Source organism: Variovorax sp. Sphag1AA (genome assembly GCF_014192575.1).
Taxonomy (GTDB): Bacteria; Pseudomonadota; Gammaproteobacteria; order Burkholderiales; family Burkholderiaceae_C; genus Variovorax.
In genome coordinates this window covers 485226-500072 of sequence record NZ_JACHYC010000005.1, presented here as the reverse complement: position 1 = coordinate 500072, position 14847 = coordinate 485226, and the positions used below count along the sequence as shown (strand labels likewise).

Genomic DNA, 14847 nt, shown 5'->3' with positions numbered 1-14847 from the left:
GATCAGTCCCCCTCGAAGACGGGCTTGCGCTTGGCCGCGAAGGCTTCGAACGCGCGCTTGAAGTCCTCGGTCTGCATGCAGATCGCCTGCGCCTGCGCTTCGGCCTCGATGGCCTGGTCGATGGTCATCGCCCATTCCTGCGACAGCATGGTCTTGGTCATTCCGTGCGCGAAGGTCGGGCCTTGTGCCAGCTCGCGTGCCATCGCGGTCGCAGCATCGACCAAGCCATCGCCTTCATGCAGCGCATTGAAGAAGCCCCATGCGAGGCCTTCCTGAGCGTTCATCGCGCGACCCGTGAAGAGCAACTCCGAAGCACGACCCTGGCCGATCACGCGCGGCAGCAATGCGCAGGCACCCATGTCGGCACCGGCAAGTCCGACGCGCGTGAACAGGAATGCAGTCTTCGTCGAAGGTGTTCCGTAGCGGATGTCGCAGGCCAGCGCGATCATCGCGCCGGCGCCCGCGCAGACGCCGTCGATCGCACCGACGATCGGCTGCGGGCAATGGCGGATCGCCTTCACCAGGTCACCCGTCATGCGCGTGAACTCCAGCAGCTCAGGCATTTGCATCTTCGTCAGCGGGCCGATGATCTCGTGCACATCGCCGCCCGAGCAGAAGTTGCCGCCCGCGCCGGTCACGACGATCGACTTCACATCGGTTGCAAAGTAGAGCGCGCGGAACAGGTCGCGCAACTCGGCGTACGAGTCGAAGGTCAGCGGGTTCTTGCGCTCGGGTCTGTTGAGCGTGACCGTTCCGACGCCGTCCTTGAACGACCAGGAAAAGTGCTTGGCCTGATAGCCCGCCTTTGGATCGAACTGGGCGCGCATGGGATTGTCCGCGCCGATGTAGTGCTTCATAGAGCCTCCGCCAATTGTTGATGTGAGTGCTGCTTGACCTTGCCGAGCAGCTTGTGAAGTTGCGCGATCTCCTTCGGGTTCAACGCGGAGAACGCTTCGCAGATCCATGCCTCGTGTTGCTGTGCCATGTCGTTGAAGAGCTTGCGGCCGCGCGAGGTGAGGCGCACGCGCCAGGCGCGGCGATCGCCTTCGACGTCGACCCGCTCCACGAGGCCTTCGGACACGAGTTGGTCGGTGATGCCGGTGACGTTGCCGCCGGTGACCATCATTCGGCGCGACAGCTCGTTCATCTTCAGGCCTTCAGGCGCGCGTTCGAGCTGCGACATCAGGTCGAAACGCGGCAGCGTCGTCGCGAACTGCTCGCGAAGTTCGTTGCGGACTTGCTTCTCGATGAGCTGCGTGCAGGTCAGCAGGCGCAGCCAGAGGCGCAGCTCCTCCGGATGCTCGCTGTGGGCCCTGGCCTCGAGGTCCATCAGTGGCTCTCTTCGGCGGCAGGGCGCTGTCCCGCTGCCATGGCGGCCGCAAGTTGCTGCTGCTTCGCGATCTCGCGGTACATCTGGTCGCGGCCGCTCAGGTATTGCTTCGGCCAGTCGACGTCGCGGTTCTGCAGCTTGGCGGTCTCGTGCAGCGTCCATGCCGGATCGGCAAGGTGCGGCCGCGCAAGAGCGCAGAGGTCGGCACGGCCTGCGGCGATGATGCTGTTCGCCTGGTCGGCATCGGTGATCGCGCCAACCGCGATGGTGGAAATGCCGACTTCGTTGCGGATGCGGTCCGCGAAAGGCGTCTGGTACATGCGTCCGTACACAGGCTTGGCGGCGCGGGTGGTCTGGCCTGACGACACGTCGATGAAATCGGCTCCAGCCTCCTTGAAGGCGCGCGCCATCTCGACTGCGTCATCAGCTGTGTTGCCGCCGGGTGCCCAGTCGTGCGCAGAGATCCGCACGCTCATCGGCCGTTCGGCAGGCCATGCAGCGCGCATGGCACGGAACACCTCGAGCGGATACCGCAGGCGGTTTTCGAGGCTGCCGCCGTACTCGTCGGTGCGCAGATTCGTCAGCGGACTCAGGAAGGACGACAGCAGATAGCCGTGCGCGCAGTGCAGTTCGAGCCAGTCGAAGCCTGCTTCGGCAGCGCGCTTCGTCGAGGCAACGAACTGGTCGCGCATCAGGTCCATGTCGGTGCGCGACATCTGCGCCGGCATCTGGTTCTGTTCGCCGTACTGCAGGGCGCTGGCGGACAGAAGCGGCCAGTTGCCTTGCAGCAGCGGCTCGTCCGTACCTTCCCAGCCGACCTGCGTCGAGCCCTTGGGCCCGCTGTGACCGAGCTGCATCGCGATCTTCGCGGTCGATTGCGAGTGCACGAAATCGACGATGCGCTTGAAAGCCGCCTGCTGTTCGTCGTTGTAGAGCCCGGTGCATCCGGGGGTAATGCGGCCTTCGGGCGTCGGGCTGGTCATCTCGACAAACACCATGCCGGCGCCACCCAGCGCGCGGGCGCCGAGGTGCACGAGCAGGAAGTCCTGTGGCACGCCATCGACCGCGCTATAGGTCGCCATCGGCGAGACCACGATTCGGTTCTTGAGCGTGAGGCCTCGCACGTTCAGCGGCATCAGCATCGGCGGCAGCGGCTTGCCGCCGGCCAGCCATTGCTCGTAACCGTTGAGCCAGGTCGCATCGCGCAGGCGCAGGTTCTCGTGGCTGATGCGCTGCGAGCGGGTGAGCAGCGAGTAGGCGAACTGCTCGATCTCCATGCCGGTGTAGCGGTCGACGTTCTCGAACCATTCGGTCGAGTTGCGCGCGGCGTTCTGGATCTTGAGCACTTCGACGCTGCGACGGGCTTCGTAGGCGGTCAGCACGTCGTCGATGCCGTGACCGGTGCCGAACTCGTTCGCGAGGTCGATGGCATCCTCCAGCGCCAGCTTGGTGCCGGAGCCGATCGAGAAGTGCGCGGTGTGCGCGGCATCGCCCATGAGCACCACCGGCACGTCACGCCCGTTCACGTTGATGTGATGCGTCCAGTGCTTGCAGATCACGCGCGGGAAGCGGATCCAGTTGGCCGAACCGCGCAGGTGCGTCGCGTTGCTGATGAGCTTGTGTCCGCCGAGGTACTTCGCGAACATGTTTTCGCAGAACGCGATGGCCTCCGGCTGCTCCATCTGGTCGAGGCCGTGGGCCTTCCACACTTCTTCCGGCGTCTCGACGATGAAGGTGGAGGTGTCGTTGTCGAACTGGTAGGCGTGCGCCTGGAACCAGCCGTGCTCCGTCTCTTCGAACGCGAAGGTGAAGGCGTCGAAGGTCTGGTGCGTACCGAGCCATACGAAGCGGCACTCACGCAGGTCGATGTCGGGGTCGTAGACGTCCGCATATCGCTGGCGGATGCGGCTGTTGAGGCCGTCGCTCGCAATCACCAGATCGGCGTTGTACTGCGCGGCCAGTGCCTGGTCGTCGGTGACGTCGGTTTCGAACACCAGCTTCACGCCGAGCGCGAGGCAGCGCTCCTGCAGGATGTTCAGCAGCCGCTTGCGGCCGATGCCGCAGAAGCCGTGTCCGCCGGAACGCACCTGGCGGCCCTTGAAGAACACCTGGATGTCATCCCAGTGATGGAACTCGCCACCGATGAGCTTTGCCGTTTCCGGGTCCGCCGCGGCCAGGTTGTCGAGCGTCTGGTCGCTGAGCACGACACCCCAGCCGAAGGTGTCGAATGGGCGGTTGCGCTCGACCACCGTGATGTCGAGGGCTGGCTGCCGGGCTTTCATCAACAGCGCGAAATACAGGCCGGCTGGGCCGCCGCCAATGCACAACACGCGGTGAAGGTTCGGGGTTGAGCTATTCATGGATAAATAGTTTAGACATAAACGATCTAGTGTCAACCCATGCCCGCACCGGGTTTGCCCGGGTACCCCAGTTGACGCGGCCGCGCGCGCTCGCAAGAATCAGTAACATGCAAAGCCTGTTACCGAAGATCGAGTCCCAGCTTTCCGCCCTGCCAGTTCCCATCACGCTGCAACTGCCCGACGGCCGGCAGGTTGCCAAGCCCGGTTCCCGCGTCACGCTGGCTTTCAACGAGTGGTCCGCCCTCGCGAAGCTCGCGACCCGACAGGTCGGCGCCATCGGCGAGGCCTACGTCGAGGGCCGCGTCCAGATCGAAGGCGCGATGCGCGACCTCATCGACGCCACGGTCAGCCTGCTGCCGGGCAATCCCGCAGAGACCAACACCACGTGGTGGAGCCGCCTGCAACGGCGCGCCAAGTCCCGCGGCTCGCATTCGGTCGGCAGGGACGCCCGGCAGATCGAGTTCCACTACGACGTCTCCGACGACTTCTACGCACTGTGGCTCGATCAGCGCCGCGTGTACTCCTGCGCCTACTTTCGTGACGCGGAGATGACACTCGCACAGGCGCAGGAAGCCAAGCTCGACCACATCTGCCGCAAGCTGCTGCTCAAGCCGGGCGAGCGCTTCCTCGACATCGGTTCAGGCTGGGGCGCACTCCTGATGTGGGCGGCCGAGCATTACGGGGTTGACGCGACGGGCATCACGCTGTCGAAGAACCAGCACGCGCACGTGCAGCGGCTGATCGAAGAGAAGGGCCTCCAGGGCCGCGTGCGCGTCGAATTGCGCGACTACCGCGAGCTCGACTCCGCCAAGCCCTTCGACAAGATCTCGTCGGTCGGCATGTTCGAGCACGTCGGTGCGGCCAACATGCCGGTGTATTTCCGCAAGATCCATTCACTGCTCAAACCGGGCGGCCTGGTGCTCAACCACGGCATCACCTCGGGCCAGCTTGACTACACGCAGCTCGGTGCGGGCATGGGCGACTTCATCGAGAAGTACATCTTCCCAGGCGGCGAACTGCTCCACGTCACCCACGTCCTGCGCGAAACCGCGGCAGCGGGCCTCGAGATGGTCGACACCGAGAACCTGCGTCCGCACTACGCGCGCACGTTGTGGGCATGGTCCGACGCGCTCGAGTCGCAGCTCGACAAGGCGCGCGAAGTGCTCAAGGGCAGCGGCGGCCGGCAGGGCGAAAACGCCGAGCGCATTCTTCGCGCGTACCGGCTGTACCTTGCGGGTTCGGCGATGAGCTTCGAGCAGGGCTGGATCGCGCTGCACCAGATGCTTTCCACCAAACCGGATGGCAAAGTCGATGATGGTGCGATGCGCGGCGCGCAATCGCAGTACCCGTTTGTTCGTGACTACATCTACAAGTAAGAGAGAGAGGCACCATGCTGTATCGATTCAACTCCCGGGCGACGCCACCCTTCGTGATGCTCGAAGTCCACGCGCGCCAGATGTTCGACATCATCGGCAAGGCGCCTGCGCCCAAGGGTGTCATCACCGTCGACCAGATGCCCGCGGCCATCGCGGCCCTCGAGGCTGCCATGCAGCGCGATGCGATGAATGTCCACAACGACGACCACTACGCGGTCGAAGGGCATGACAACGAGGCCGAGAAGCACCACATCGGCATCCGCCAGCGCGGCGCGCCACTGCTTCACATGCTCAAGGACTCTTTGGCCGACAAGAAGGATGTCACCTGGGAGGTTTAACTGACTCGCCCCCAGCCTCGCTCACTTCGTGTAGCTCTGCACCCCCTACCGGGGGCAACACCCGCGGCCCGGCTAAGCCGGTTCCGCGGTGTTTCTGGCTTTTCCGTCAGTCCACTTTCGCGCCGGAAGCCTTCACGACCTTCGCCCACTTTTCGTGTTCGCTGTCGATGAGCTTGGCGAACTCTGCGGGGGTGTTGCCGCTCGGGATCGCGCCCTGGGCTTCCATCTTTTCCTTGATCGCCGGGGTCGACAGCGACTTGGCGACTTCGTGCTGGATGCGGTTGATGATGTCCGGGGAGGTGCCGGCGGGTGCGAGCAGGCCGAACCATGAGCTGGCTTCGTAGCCCTTCAGCAGCGGGCCGCCCACTTCTTCGACGGTTGGCACGTCGGGCAGGGCCGGGGAGCGCTTCGAGCTGGTGACGGCAAGGGCCTTGAGCTTGCCGCCCTTGATCTGCTGCATCGACGAGGGCAGGTTGTCGAACATCACGTCGGCATTGCCGGCCACCATATCCATGAGCGCCGGGCCGGAGCCGCGGTACGGGATGTGCGTCATGTAACTGCCGGTCATGGTCTTGAACAGCTCCCCAGCCAGATGGATCGAGGTGCCGCTGCCGCTCGACGCCATGTTGAGCTTGCCGGGGTTGGCCTTCGCGTATTTGATGAAGTCGGCCACGTTGTTGATGCCCAGAGCCTTCGCCTTGTCGACGTTCATCTCCATCACGTTCGGCACCGCGGCGACGAGCGTGATCGGCGCGAAGTCCTTGATCGGGTCGTACGGCAGCTTGGGGTAGAGCGCGCGGTTGATGCCATGCGTGCCCACCGTGCCCATGAGCAGGGTGTAGCCGTCGTTCGGCGAGCGCGCGACGATTTCCGCGCCGACGTTGCCGCCCGCTCCGGCCCGGTTGTCGACGATGAACTGCTGGCCGAAGGCCTTCGACAACTCGGGTGCGACTGCGCGCGCGAGGATGTCGGTGGTGCCGCCGGGTGCAAACGGCACCACGATGCGCACCGGCTTGGTCGGCCATGTGGACTGTGCGGCCGCCGAGCCCGCGACGAGGGTGAACGCAGCCAGTGCAGCGAGATTCAGCGCAGTGCGGCGGCGCAGCGGAAAGGATTGAGGCATCGGGTTCCCTGTGTGGTTTCGAATGCGGGTTTTTTACAGGGGAAGCACCCTCGCGTCGCGGGTGAAAACCCCGGTCACCGAACCGGCTCAGGCCGAAGGGGCCGCGTTGCCCGTCACCGATTCGATCAACTTGTCGAGGATTGCGTCGAGCTGGTCCAGTTCGTCCGGCGCCACGCCTGCGAAGAGTTCGGCCTCGCGCTCTCGCGCCTGCGCGCTGACGGTCGCGAAGAGCGTCTTGCCGATGCTGCTCAGGTACAGCCGCGTACGCCGCAGATCGGTCGGGTCCTCGTGCCGGTGCAGCCGCTTGTGGCGCTGCAAACCGCCCAGTGCGCGGCTCACCGCCATCTTGTCGAGGCCGGTGAGATCCGCGACCTGCGTGGCGGTGAGGCCCGGTCGCGCGCCCAGCACCGCCATCGCGCGCCATTCGTTGAGCGTGAGCTGATGCTGTCGCCCGACCCGCTGTTGAAACGGCCGTGCCGTCAGGTTGACGACGCGCACCAGCTTGAAGAAGACCGAGTTCGGCAAATCGGCCGGATCCGCCATCGGCGCCGTCATGTTCAACCCCGCAGCGTACGGGCAGCTTGCGCGATCTGTTCCGCGCTCACGCGCGACTGCGCTTCGAGCACAGGCGCGTAGCCGACGGGGATGCGTGGCGCGCCGAGGCGTGCCACGCGGCAGCCGGTCGCTTCCGCCGCCGTCGCGGCAATCTCCGCGCCGAAGCCGGCGGCCTGTACTGCCTCGTGCACCACGAGCAGCCGTCCCGTGCGTTCGCAGGATGCAAGCACCGCCTCGCGGTCCCACGGCCAGAGCGTGCGCAGGTCGATCAGGTCCACATCGATCCCCTCGGCTGCAAGCGCATCGCACGCGGCGATGCAAGCGTGCATCTGCCGGCTCCAGCTCACCATGGTTAGCGCGTTGCCGCGTCTCACGTGAGCCGACTTTCCGAGCGGAATCTCCAGCGACGGATCCACCAGCCCGCGCGCGCCCCACAGCGTCTTGTGCTCGATGTAGACGACCGGATCGCCGCAGCGCAGCGCGGCGCGCATCAGCGAATAGTTGTCCTGCGGCGTCGAGGGGCACACCACCACCACGCCGGGGAGGTGTGCGAACCACGCCTCCAGCGACTGCGAGTGCTGCGCGGCCGATGCATCCCAGATGCCGCCGGGCATTCGCGCGACGAGCGGCACACGGCCCTGGCCGCCGAACATGAAGCGGTTCTTCGCTGCCTGGTTCACGAGCTCGTCCATGCCGCAGAGCGCGAAGTCGACCACCCGCATCTCGACCACCGGCCGCAGCCCCGCGAGTGCCATGCCCACGCCCGCGCCCATGATCGCGGCTTCGGAAATCGGCGTGTCGATCACGCGCTCGCTGCCGAACGTCTCCTGCAGGCCCTTGTACTGGCCGAAGATGCCGCCGCGCCCGACGTCCTCGCCGAGCACGACGACGCGCGCATCGGCTTCCATTTCATGCCGCACCGCGAGCATGGCGGCTTCCGAATAGCTGAGTTCGATCATCTCCACTGGCCTTCCCCCGTGCTTTGAACGTCGCTGAACGCGGCGCTGGCGTCGGGCCATGGCGCGGCATCGGCAGCGGCGAGTGCGGCTTCGACTTCGTCGTGTGCCGCGTTCTCGATCGCATCGAGCACGGATGTATCGACGTCTGCCGCGAGCAGCGCGCGTGCGTGTGCGATCGGATCGGTTTCCAGCGCGGCGGCCAGCTCGGCAGGATCACGGTAGGCCGCGGGGTCCACCGAGACATGCCCTTTCACGCGATAGGTGAGCGCATGCAGCAGGCGCGGCCCGCTTCCGGCGCGCACTTCCGCGATCAGCCTGCCCGCCGCAGCATGCACCGCGAAGACATCGTTGCCGTCGACCTGCGTGGATGCGATGTCCATCGCCTGCGCGCGTGCCGAAGCGCCGTCGCCCGCGGTCATCGGGCCGCTTGCGGTGGTGGCGCTCCAGCGGTTGTCTTCGCAGACGAACAGCACCGGCAACCCGTACACGCGCGCCCAGTTGAGCGATTCGAGGAACGGCCCGCGATTGATCGCGCCGTCGCCGAAGAAGCAGACGGTGATCGCATCCTTCTTCAGCAGCTTTTGCGCATGCGCCGCGCCGACCGCGATCGGCAGACCCGCGGCGACCACGCCGTTCGCACCCAGCATGCCCACCGAGAAATCGGCGATATGCATCGAGCCGCCCTTGCCGCCATTGAAGCCGGTCGCCTTGCCGAACAGCTCGCACATCATGCGCACGAGATCGGCGCCCTTCGCCAGCGTATGGCCGTGGCCGCGGTGCGTGGACGTGAGGTAGTCGGCCGGCGTGAGATGCGCGCAGACGCCGGCCGGCACCGCTTCCTGTCCCGTCGAGAGATGCAGTGGCCCGCGCACCTTCGCGGCGCCGGCCGCCTGCTGGCCGTAGGCACTTACGCCGCCCTGGCTGGCGGCCTCGGCCGCGTTCTCGAAGGCGCGGATTCGCACCATCGTGCGGTAGAGCGCAGTGCGCTCCGCCGCCTGAATTGCAGTCTCCATATCGTCTCCAGCCCGCGCAGGGCGTGTGTTTTGGCGGAAATCGTATCGACCGTGACCAACCAGCGTGTAGCGCATTTACCCGCAGGGATAGTCCCGATGCCACTCGTGGCGAGTGCCTGCGATAGTTAGTTCGGCCCTCGAACTAAGTTTCGAGCCACACCAATCAATCACAAGCCTGGAGACCCGCATGAAGCTCGCCCGTACCCTGACCTCACTCGCCTTCGGACTGACCGCCATCGGGGCCTGCGCCCAGACTGTGGTGGGCGTGAGCTGGTCCAACTTCCAGGAAGAGCGCTGGAAGACCGACGAGGCCGCGATCAAGGCGCAGCTCGAGAAGCTGGGCGCGAAGTACATCAGCGCAGACGCCGGCGGATCGCCCGAAAAGCAGCTGGCCGACATCGACGGTCTGATGTCGAAGGGCGCCAAGGCGCTGATCGTGCTTGCGATGGACAAGGATGCGATCCTCCCCGCCGTCAACAAGGCGCTCAAGCAGAAGGTGCCGGTGGTGGCCTATGACCGGCTGATCGAAGCGCCCGGGGTGTTCTACATCACCTTCGACAACGTCGAGGTCGGCCGCATGCAGGCGCGCGCGGTCTACAAGGTTCAGCCCAAGGGCAACTACGTGATGATCAAGGGCTCGCCGACCGACCCGAACGCCAACTTCCTGCGCGCAGGCCAGCAGGAAGTGATTGCCGACGCGGTGAAGAAGGGCGACATCAAGATCGTCGGCGACGAATACACCGAAGGCTGGAAGCCCGAAGTCGCACAGAAGAACATGGAGCAGATCCTCACCAAGGTCGGCAACAAGGTCGATGCGGTGGTGGCGGCCAACGACGGCACTGCGGGCGGCGCGGTTGCGGCGCTCACTGCCAAGGGCATTCGCGGCATTCCGGTGTCGGGCCAGGACGCGGACTTCGCGGCGCTCAATCGCGTCGCGCTCGGCACGCAGACCGTGACCGTGTGGAAGGATTCCCGTGAGCTCGGCCGCGAAGCCGCCTCGGCAGCCGTCGCACTGGTGCAGGGCAAGCCGGTCGAGAAGGCCGCCGAATGGAGCGCCGGCGAGAAGAAGATCCCGCTGTCGTCGCGTCTCCTGACGCCGGTGCCGATCACGCGCGACAACCTCGACGTGGTCGTGAAGGCCGGCTGGATCAAGAAGGACGAGCTCTGCAAGGGCGTCCCGGCCGACAAGGCCCCTGCAGCCTGCAAGTGAGGCACACCCCCAGGCTCCGCGCACTTCGTGTCGCTTCGCCAACCCCCTTGTAGGGGGCAACACCAGCGGCCCGGCAAAGCCGGTTCCGCGGTGTTTCCCGCATTTGAGATCGCACCACCATGACATCGTCTCTTTCTCTCTGGCGCCGAACCGGCGTCGACCTCCGGCTGCTGCTCATGGGCGTGCTGCTGGTGGTGATGGCAGTCGTGTTCCACGTCATGTCGGGCGGCGTGTTCCTGTCGCCCGAAAACCTCTACAACATCGCGCAGCAGACCGCGGTGGTCGGCATCGTCTCGACGGTGATGGTGCTGATCATCGTGGCCCGCCACATCGACCTCTCCGTGGGCTCGGTGATGGGCTTCGTCGGCGTGCTGGTGGCCTATCTGCAATACACGTCCGGCTGGTCGTGGCCCGCCGCGAGCCTCGCGGGGCTCGCGGTGGCGCTGCTGGTGTCGCTCTACCAGGGCGGGCTCACGGCGGTGCTCGGCGTGCCGTCGTTCGTCGTCACGCTGGGTGGCCTGATGTCGTTTCGCGGCGCGGCCTTCCTGGTGGCGGACGGCAAGACGCAGCCGGTGAATGACGAGTTCTTCCAGCGCCTCGGTGGTGGCTATGACGGCGGCATCGGCACCACCGCGAGTTGGGTTCTCGCCGGGCTGGTTTCCATCGTGCTCGTTGCCCGCACGCTGCAGAAGCGGCGCGCGCGACAGCGGCACGAAATGCCAGTGGAGCCGCTGTGGATGGAACTGATGCTCACCGCGGTGCCGGTCGTGATCGTGTTCGGCTTCGCGGCGGTCATGAACAGCTACCAGATCGCCTCGAAGACGGAGCCGCAAGGCATGCCGATCCCTGTGCTGATCTGGGCGGCGGTCGCCGTCACGTTGTCCTTCATCGTGCACCGCACGCGCTTCGGTCGCTATGTGTTCGCGATGGGGGGCAATCCGGATGCGGCCGCGCTGGTGGGCATTCCGGTCAAGCGTGTCACGCTGATGCTCTTCGCGCTGCTTGCTGTGCTGGTGACCATCGCGGCCATCGTCTCCATCGCGCGGCTCAACGCGGGCACCAATTCGCTCGGCACCGGCATGGAGCTCTACGTGATCGCCGCAGCCGTGATCGGCGGCACCGCGCTCGCGGGCGGCAGCGGGTCGATCCTCGGCTCGGTGCTCGGCGCGCTGATCATGCAGTCGCTCGACAGCGGCATGCTGCTGCTCGACGTGCCGATCGGCAAGCGCATGGTCATCATCGGGCAGGTGCTGATCGTGGCTGTTGTCTTCGATGTCCTCTATCGCAAACGCTTCGGAGAAACGTCATGAGCGCGCCGCTCGTCGAACTGCGCAACATCCGCAAGGCCTTCGGTGGTGTGAAGGCGGTGGACGATGTCAGTGTCAATCTCTACCCCGGCGAGGTGGTCGCGCTGCTCGGGCACAACGGCGCGGGCAAGTCCACGCTGATGAAGATGCTCGCGGGTGCGTACCCCATCGACTCAGGCGACACGCTGATCGCGGGCGAGAAGGTCAGCATCCGGACGCCATCTGAGGCGCAGGCGCAGGGCATCGAGACCATCTACCAGACGCTCGCGCTCGCGGACAACCTCGATTCGGTCGCGAACCTCTTCCTTGGCCGCGAGAAGCTCACGCCCTGGCGCACGCTCGACGACCACTTCATGGAAGGGCAGGCGCGCAAGGTCTTCCAGCGCCTCAACAAGAACTTCACCAACATCCGAGTGCCGGTGCGGCGGCTGTCGGGCGGGCAGCGGCAGGTGGTCGCGATCTCGCGTGCGCTGTACTTCAATGCGCGCATCCTGATCATGGACGAGCCCTGCGCCGCACTCGGCCCCGAAGAGACGGCGATGGTCGGCGCACTGGTCAAGCAGCTCAAGGCCGACGGCGTCGGCATCTTCCTGATCACGCACGACATGCCCGATGTGTTTGGCCTCAGCGACCGGCTCGCGGTGATGAAGAACGGCAAGCTGGTCGGTACCTACCGCACCGCGGACGTCACCGAGGACGAAGTGCTGGGGATGATCATTGCGGGCAAGCGTCCCGAGGGCAAGGCGCAGGCCGAACACGCGACGTGAAGGCGGCATGAAGACCAAGGGCGACCAGCAACTGGTGAAGCGCATCAACCGCAGCGTCCTGCTGCGTCTGGTCCGCGCGCAGCCCGGTCTTTCGCGCGCGCGGCTGGCGGCGGAAAGTGGCCTCACCAAATCCACCGTGAGCCTGCTGGTGCGCGAACTGCTCGACGACGGCTGGCTCGATGAGGCCGGGGCTTCGGTCACCGAGGGCATGGGGCGGCCGTCGACGCCGCTGCACCTCAACGTCGGCGTGCGTGCGTTGATCGGCGTGGAAATCAACGTCGAGATCGTGCGCGTCGTGTGCGTGTCGCTGCAGGGCGATGTGCTCCATTCCGATGCGCAGCCGCATGAGGACCACCGGCCGCCCGCCGTGTGCGCGCAAGTGGCGCGCATGGTCGCGGCGGCGCATCGCCATCTGCTTGCGTCAGGGCTTCGACTGTCGAGCATCGGCGTCGGCGTGCCGGGTGCGGTGCACGACGCGACCGGCGTGGTGCGCTTCGCGCCCAACCTCGGCTGGCGCGACGTCGACCTGCTGCCGCCGCTCGCGCACGCCCTCAAGCGTGAAGGCGTGCCGGGCGTGGCGTTGCATCTGCAGAACGATGCCGATGCGGCGGTGCTCGGCGAGTTCGAGTTCTCCGACGGCGAGGGCGAAGACCCACTGATCTTCGTGAGCTGCGACGTCGGCGTCGGCGCGGGCATCGTGCTCAACGACCGGGTGTTCATCGGTGCGCAGGGCATGGCGGGCGAGATCGGCCATTCGGTGCTGCAGATCGACGGGCCGCGTTGCTCGTGCGGCCGGCTGGGTTGTGCCGAAGCCTTCATCAGTTCGCGCGTGCTGGAGCAGCCGGGCGGCGACGTTCGCCGCGCCGCGCGCTACTTGGGCTTGCTGCTGCAGAACCTCTGGGTGACTTTCGAGCCGCGCGCGATCGTCGTGGGTGGCAAATCGTGCGAAGCCCATCCGGAGTTCCTTCGCGGGGCGATCGATACGGTTGCGAGCTATGCGGAGAGCGCAGGCCTCGCGCCGCCGGTCATCCGCTCGCCGCGCTATGGCGCATGGACACCCGCCGTCGGCGCTGCCGCACTGGCATTGCATGAGTACCTGCGCCCCTTGCGCACGAACGCGCAGGCGCGGCGTGTTCGCCCGGTTGCCGCGGAATCGCTGACCTGAAGCGGCTCAGTCCGCGTCGCGCTCGCGCAGTCCCTTGAGATGGCGATAGAGCGTGCCGCGCGACACGTGCAGCTGCCGCGCAGCGTGCGAGATGTTGCCGCCGTGCAGCGCCAGCGTGTCCTCGATCAGCTTGCGGCTGTGTCCGCGCAACGTGCCGTCCCTGTCGCTCGCTGGCTGCGGCGCGTCGATCGTCTGTTGCGGCGTTGATTCCGCTGCTTCGGTCTTCGGTTCCGCAGGCGTCAATCCGACCGCATGCGAGAAGTCAACGCCGTCATGGCCCTGAAGTCTCGCCTGCAGCCACACGCCGAGTCCACTCGCCAGCCGCACGGGTTGCGCCGCTTCGTTGCGCGTGAGGCGCAGTAGCGCAGCGAGGTCGAGGCCGAAGAGCATCTCGACGTCGCACGGCCCCGCCTCCGGCACGCCGCCGATCAGGCGCGCGCCAGCTGCGTTGAGCCACTCCACGGTGCCCTCCGGCGCGATGCCGGCCAGCGCCTCGAGCGGCGTCCCGAGCAAGGCAGGGCTCGCCTGGAAGCGCAGCACCAGCCGATCGTGCGACTGGGCGAGCATCAAGCGGTTCTCGATCGTGGTTGCATAGAGCGCGACCATCGACGCCGCGTCGAAGCCGAAGCGGCGCGCTTCCACCGTGAGATCGAGCACACCCGCGAGCTGCCCGCGCACATCGCGGATCGGCGCGGCTGCGCATTGCATGTGGCGCAGGTATTCGAAGTAGTGCTCGGCGCCATCGACGGTGCAAGCCTGCCCGGTGGTCGCGACGATGCCGGGCGCCGTCGTGCCCACCACGCTTTCGGCGATGTTCACGCCGATGCGCGCGGTCTGGCGCAGGATCGGTTGTTCGGTCGTCCCCGGATGCTCGGTGACGTGAACGATCACGCCTTGCCCGTCGGTGAGCAGCACGCGGCAATCGGTGCCGGCAAGCGAGCTCTCCATGCCCACCAGCTCCTGCCGCGCGGCATCGAGCAACTCGCGGTTGCGGCCCATCGTGGCGTGCAGCCGGCTCGGCGTCACCGCATCGAAGGCGATCACGCGCTGCCGGTCGGCATGGATGCGGGTGCAGCGCATCCACGACTGGATGACCGCCTCGCCGACGAGCCCCGAAGGGCGCACGCCTTCCTCGAAGAACTGCTGCCTCGCCAGCGCCACGCGCTCCGCGGGCGACCTCGCGAAGAGCTGTCGGGGACCACCCGCCGGTTTGCGCGTCGACAAGGGCACTTCCGCCTCCAGAGTGGGGAAAGATGCCGAATCTGTTCCGCAATGGAACAGTCGCGATCTAGGGAAATCCCGAGGATGAACAAAGCGGTCCGGCGGCCCATTCTTCAGCCACAA

At 66.3% G+C, this 14847-nt stretch carries 14 protein-coding genes; 6 read left to right on the top strand and 8 right to left on the bottom strand.

Annotation, left to right across the window (positions count from 1 at the left end; translation table 11 throughout):
* Window positions 1–2: 2 nt before the first annotated feature.
* The 3 genes from FHW64_RS21870 to FHW64_RS21860 are packed head-to-tail and all read right to left on the bottom strand — an operon-like array spanning window position 3 to window position 3690.
* The gene (locus FHW64_RS21870) at window positions 3–857 is read right to left on the bottom strand and encodes an enoyl-CoA hydratase family protein (RefSeq protein WP_184530109.1); all 855 of its coding nucleotides are present in this window, start codon (window positions 855–857) and stop codon (window positions 3–5) included.
* A complete protein-coding gene (locus FHW64_RS21865) occupies window positions 854–1330 on the bottom strand; it encodes a MarR family winged helix-turn-helix transcriptional regulator (RefSeq protein ID WP_184530107.1) in 477 nt (158 codons plus the stop codon). The genes FHW64_RS21870 and FHW64_RS21865 overlap by 4 nt, the downstream gene beginning before the upstream one ends.
* A complete protein-coding gene (locus FHW64_RS21860; protein WP_184530105.1) occupies window positions 1330–3690 on the bottom strand; it encodes a bifunctional salicylyl-CoA 5-hydroxylase/oxidoreductase in 2361 nt (786 codons plus the stop codon). Before FHW64_RS21860 ends, FHW64_RS21865 begins: the two co-directional genes overlap by 1 nt.
* Before the next feature lie 107 nt (window positions 3691–3797).
* Between FHW64_RS21860 and FHW64_RS21855 the strand changes: the two genes are divergently transcribed.
* Together FHW64_RS21855 and FHW64_RS21850 are read left to right on the top strand one after the other, a co-directional pair.
* Window positions 3798–5066: a cyclopropane-fatty-acyl-phospholipid synthase family protein gene (locus tag FHW64_RS21855; protein ID WP_184530103.1), complete on the top strand. Its 1269-nt coding sequence runs from the start codon at window positions 3798–3800 to the stop codon at window positions 5064–5066.
* 14 nt (window positions 5067–5080) lie between these two features.
* Window positions 5081–5404, top strand: coding sequence for a DUF1840 domain-containing protein (locus FHW64_RS21850; RefSeq protein ID WP_184530100.1), 324 nt, complete (start codon window positions 5081–5083; stop codon window positions 5402–5404).
* A gap of 106 nt (window positions 5405–5510) precedes the next feature.
* On the opposite strand, the gene FHW64_RS21845 is transcribed toward FHW64_RS21850, so the two are convergent.
* From FHW64_RS21845 to FHW64_RS21830, 4 genes are all read right to left on the bottom strand, one after another.
* Window positions 5511–6527, bottom strand: coding sequence for a tripartite tricarboxylate transporter substrate binding protein (locus tag FHW64_RS21845; protein WP_184530099.1), 1017 nt, complete (start codon window positions 6525–6527; stop codon window positions 5511–5513).
* A gap of 87 nt (window positions 6528–6614) precedes the next feature.
* On the bottom strand, window positions 6615–7082 hold the full coding sequence (locus FHW64_RS21840; protein ID WP_260306108.1) for a MarR family winged helix-turn-helix transcriptional regulator: 468 nt from the start codon (window positions 7080–7082) through the stop codon (window positions 6615–6617).
* Between the two features lie 2 nt (window positions 7083–7084).
* Window positions 7085–8041 (bottom strand): alpha-ketoacid dehydrogenase subunit beta, encoded by a 957-nt coding sequence (locus tag FHW64_RS21835; RefSeq protein WP_184530097.1) that lies wholly within the window; start codon window positions 8039–8041, stop codon window positions 7085–7087.
* Window positions 8038–9054, bottom strand: a complete 1017-nt coding sequence (locus FHW64_RS21830; protein WP_260306106.1) for a thiamine pyrophosphate-dependent dehydrogenase E1 component subunit alpha — start codon at window positions 9052–9054, stop codon at window positions 8038–8040. Before FHW64_RS21830 ends, FHW64_RS21835 begins: the two co-directional genes overlap by 4 nt.
* A gap of 187 nt (window positions 9055–9241) precedes the next feature.
* Here FHW64_RS21830 and xylF point away from each other — a divergent pair, with 187 nt between their 5' ends.
* From xylF to FHW64_RS21810, 4 genes are all read left to right on the top strand, one after another.
* The gene (gene xylF / locus FHW64_RS21825) at window positions 9242–10264 is read left to right on the top strand and encodes a D-xylose ABC transporter substrate-binding protein (RefSeq protein WP_184530095.1); all 1023 of its coding nucleotides are present in this window, start codon (window positions 9242–9244) and stop codon (window positions 10262–10264) included.
* Between the two features lie 119 nt (window positions 10265–10383).
* Window positions 10384–11574 (top strand): sugar ABC transporter permease, encoded by a 1191-nt coding sequence (locus FHW64_RS21820; protein WP_184530093.1) that lies wholly within the window; start codon window positions 10384–10386, stop codon window positions 11572–11574.
* Window positions 11571–12338 (top strand): ATP-binding cassette domain-containing protein, encoded by a 768-nt coding sequence (locus tag FHW64_RS21815; RefSeq protein ID WP_184530091.1) that lies wholly within the window; start codon window positions 11571–11573, stop codon window positions 12336–12338. The genes FHW64_RS21820 and FHW64_RS21815 overlap by 4 nt, the downstream gene beginning before the upstream one ends.
* Before the next feature lie 7 nt (window positions 12339–12345).
* Window positions 12346–13503: an ROK family transcriptional regulator gene (locus FHW64_RS21810; protein ID WP_184530089.1), complete on the top strand. Its 1158-nt coding sequence runs from the start codon at window positions 12346–12348 to the stop codon at window positions 13501–13503.
* Window positions 13504–13509: 6 nt separating this feature from the next.
* On the opposite strand, the gene FHW64_RS21805 is transcribed toward FHW64_RS21810, so the two are convergent.
* Entirely contained in the window at window positions 13510–14727 is a 1218-nt protein-coding gene (locus FHW64_RS21805) for a helix-turn-helix domain-containing protein (RefSeq protein WP_221210437.1), read from the bottom strand.
* Window positions 14728–14847 lie beyond the last annotated feature (120 nt).

Coding starts and splice junctions, on each gene's coding strand:
- FHW64_RS21870 (WP_184530109.1), bottom strand. CDS start 857: ATGAAGCACTACATCGGCGCGGACAATCCCATGCGCGCCCAGTTCGAT.
- FHW64_RS21865 (WP_184530107.1), bottom strand. CDS start 1,330: ATGGACCTCGAGGCCAGGGCCCACAGCGAGCATCCGGAGGAGCTGCGC.
- FHW64_RS21860 (WP_184530105.1), bottom strand. CDS start 3,690: ATGAATAGCTCAACCCCGAACCTTCACCGCGTGTTGTGCATTGGCGGC.
- FHW64_RS21855 (WP_184530103.1), top strand. CDS start 3,798: ATGCAAAGCCTGTTACCGAAGATCGAGTCCCAGCTTTCCGCCCTGCCA.
- FHW64_RS21850 (WP_184530100.1), top strand. CDS start 5,081: ATGCTGTATCGATTCAACTCCCGGGCGACGCCACCCTTCGTGATGCTC.
- FHW64_RS21845 (WP_184530099.1), bottom strand. CDS start 6,527: ATGCCTCAATCCTTTCCGCTGCGCCGCCGCACTGCGCTGAATCTCGCT.
- FHW64_RS21840 (WP_260306108.1), bottom strand. CDS start 7,082: ATGACGGCGCCGATGGCGGATCCGGCCGATTTGCCGAACTCGGTCTTC.
- FHW64_RS21835 (WP_184530097.1), bottom strand. CDS start 8,041: ATGATCGAACTCAGCTATTCGGAAGCCGCCATGCTCGCGGTGCGGCAT.
- FHW64_RS21830 (WP_260306106.1), bottom strand. CDS start 9,054: ATGGAGACTGCAATTCAGGCGGCGGAGCGCACTGCGCTCTACCGCACG.
- xylF (WP_184530095.1), top strand. CDS start 9,242: ATGAAGCTCGCCCGTACCCTGACCTCACTCGCCTTCGGACTGACCGCC.
- FHW64_RS21820 (WP_184530093.1), top strand. CDS start 10,384: ATGACATCGTCTCTTTCTCTCTGGCGCCGAACCGGCGTCGACCTCCGG.
- FHW64_RS21815 (WP_184530091.1), top strand. CDS start 11,571: ATGAGCGCGCCGCTCGTCGAACTGCGCAACATCCGCAAGGCCTTCGGT.
- FHW64_RS21810 (WP_184530089.1), top strand. CDS start 12,346: ATGAAGACCAAGGGCGACCAGCAACTGGTGAAGCGCATCAACCGCAGC.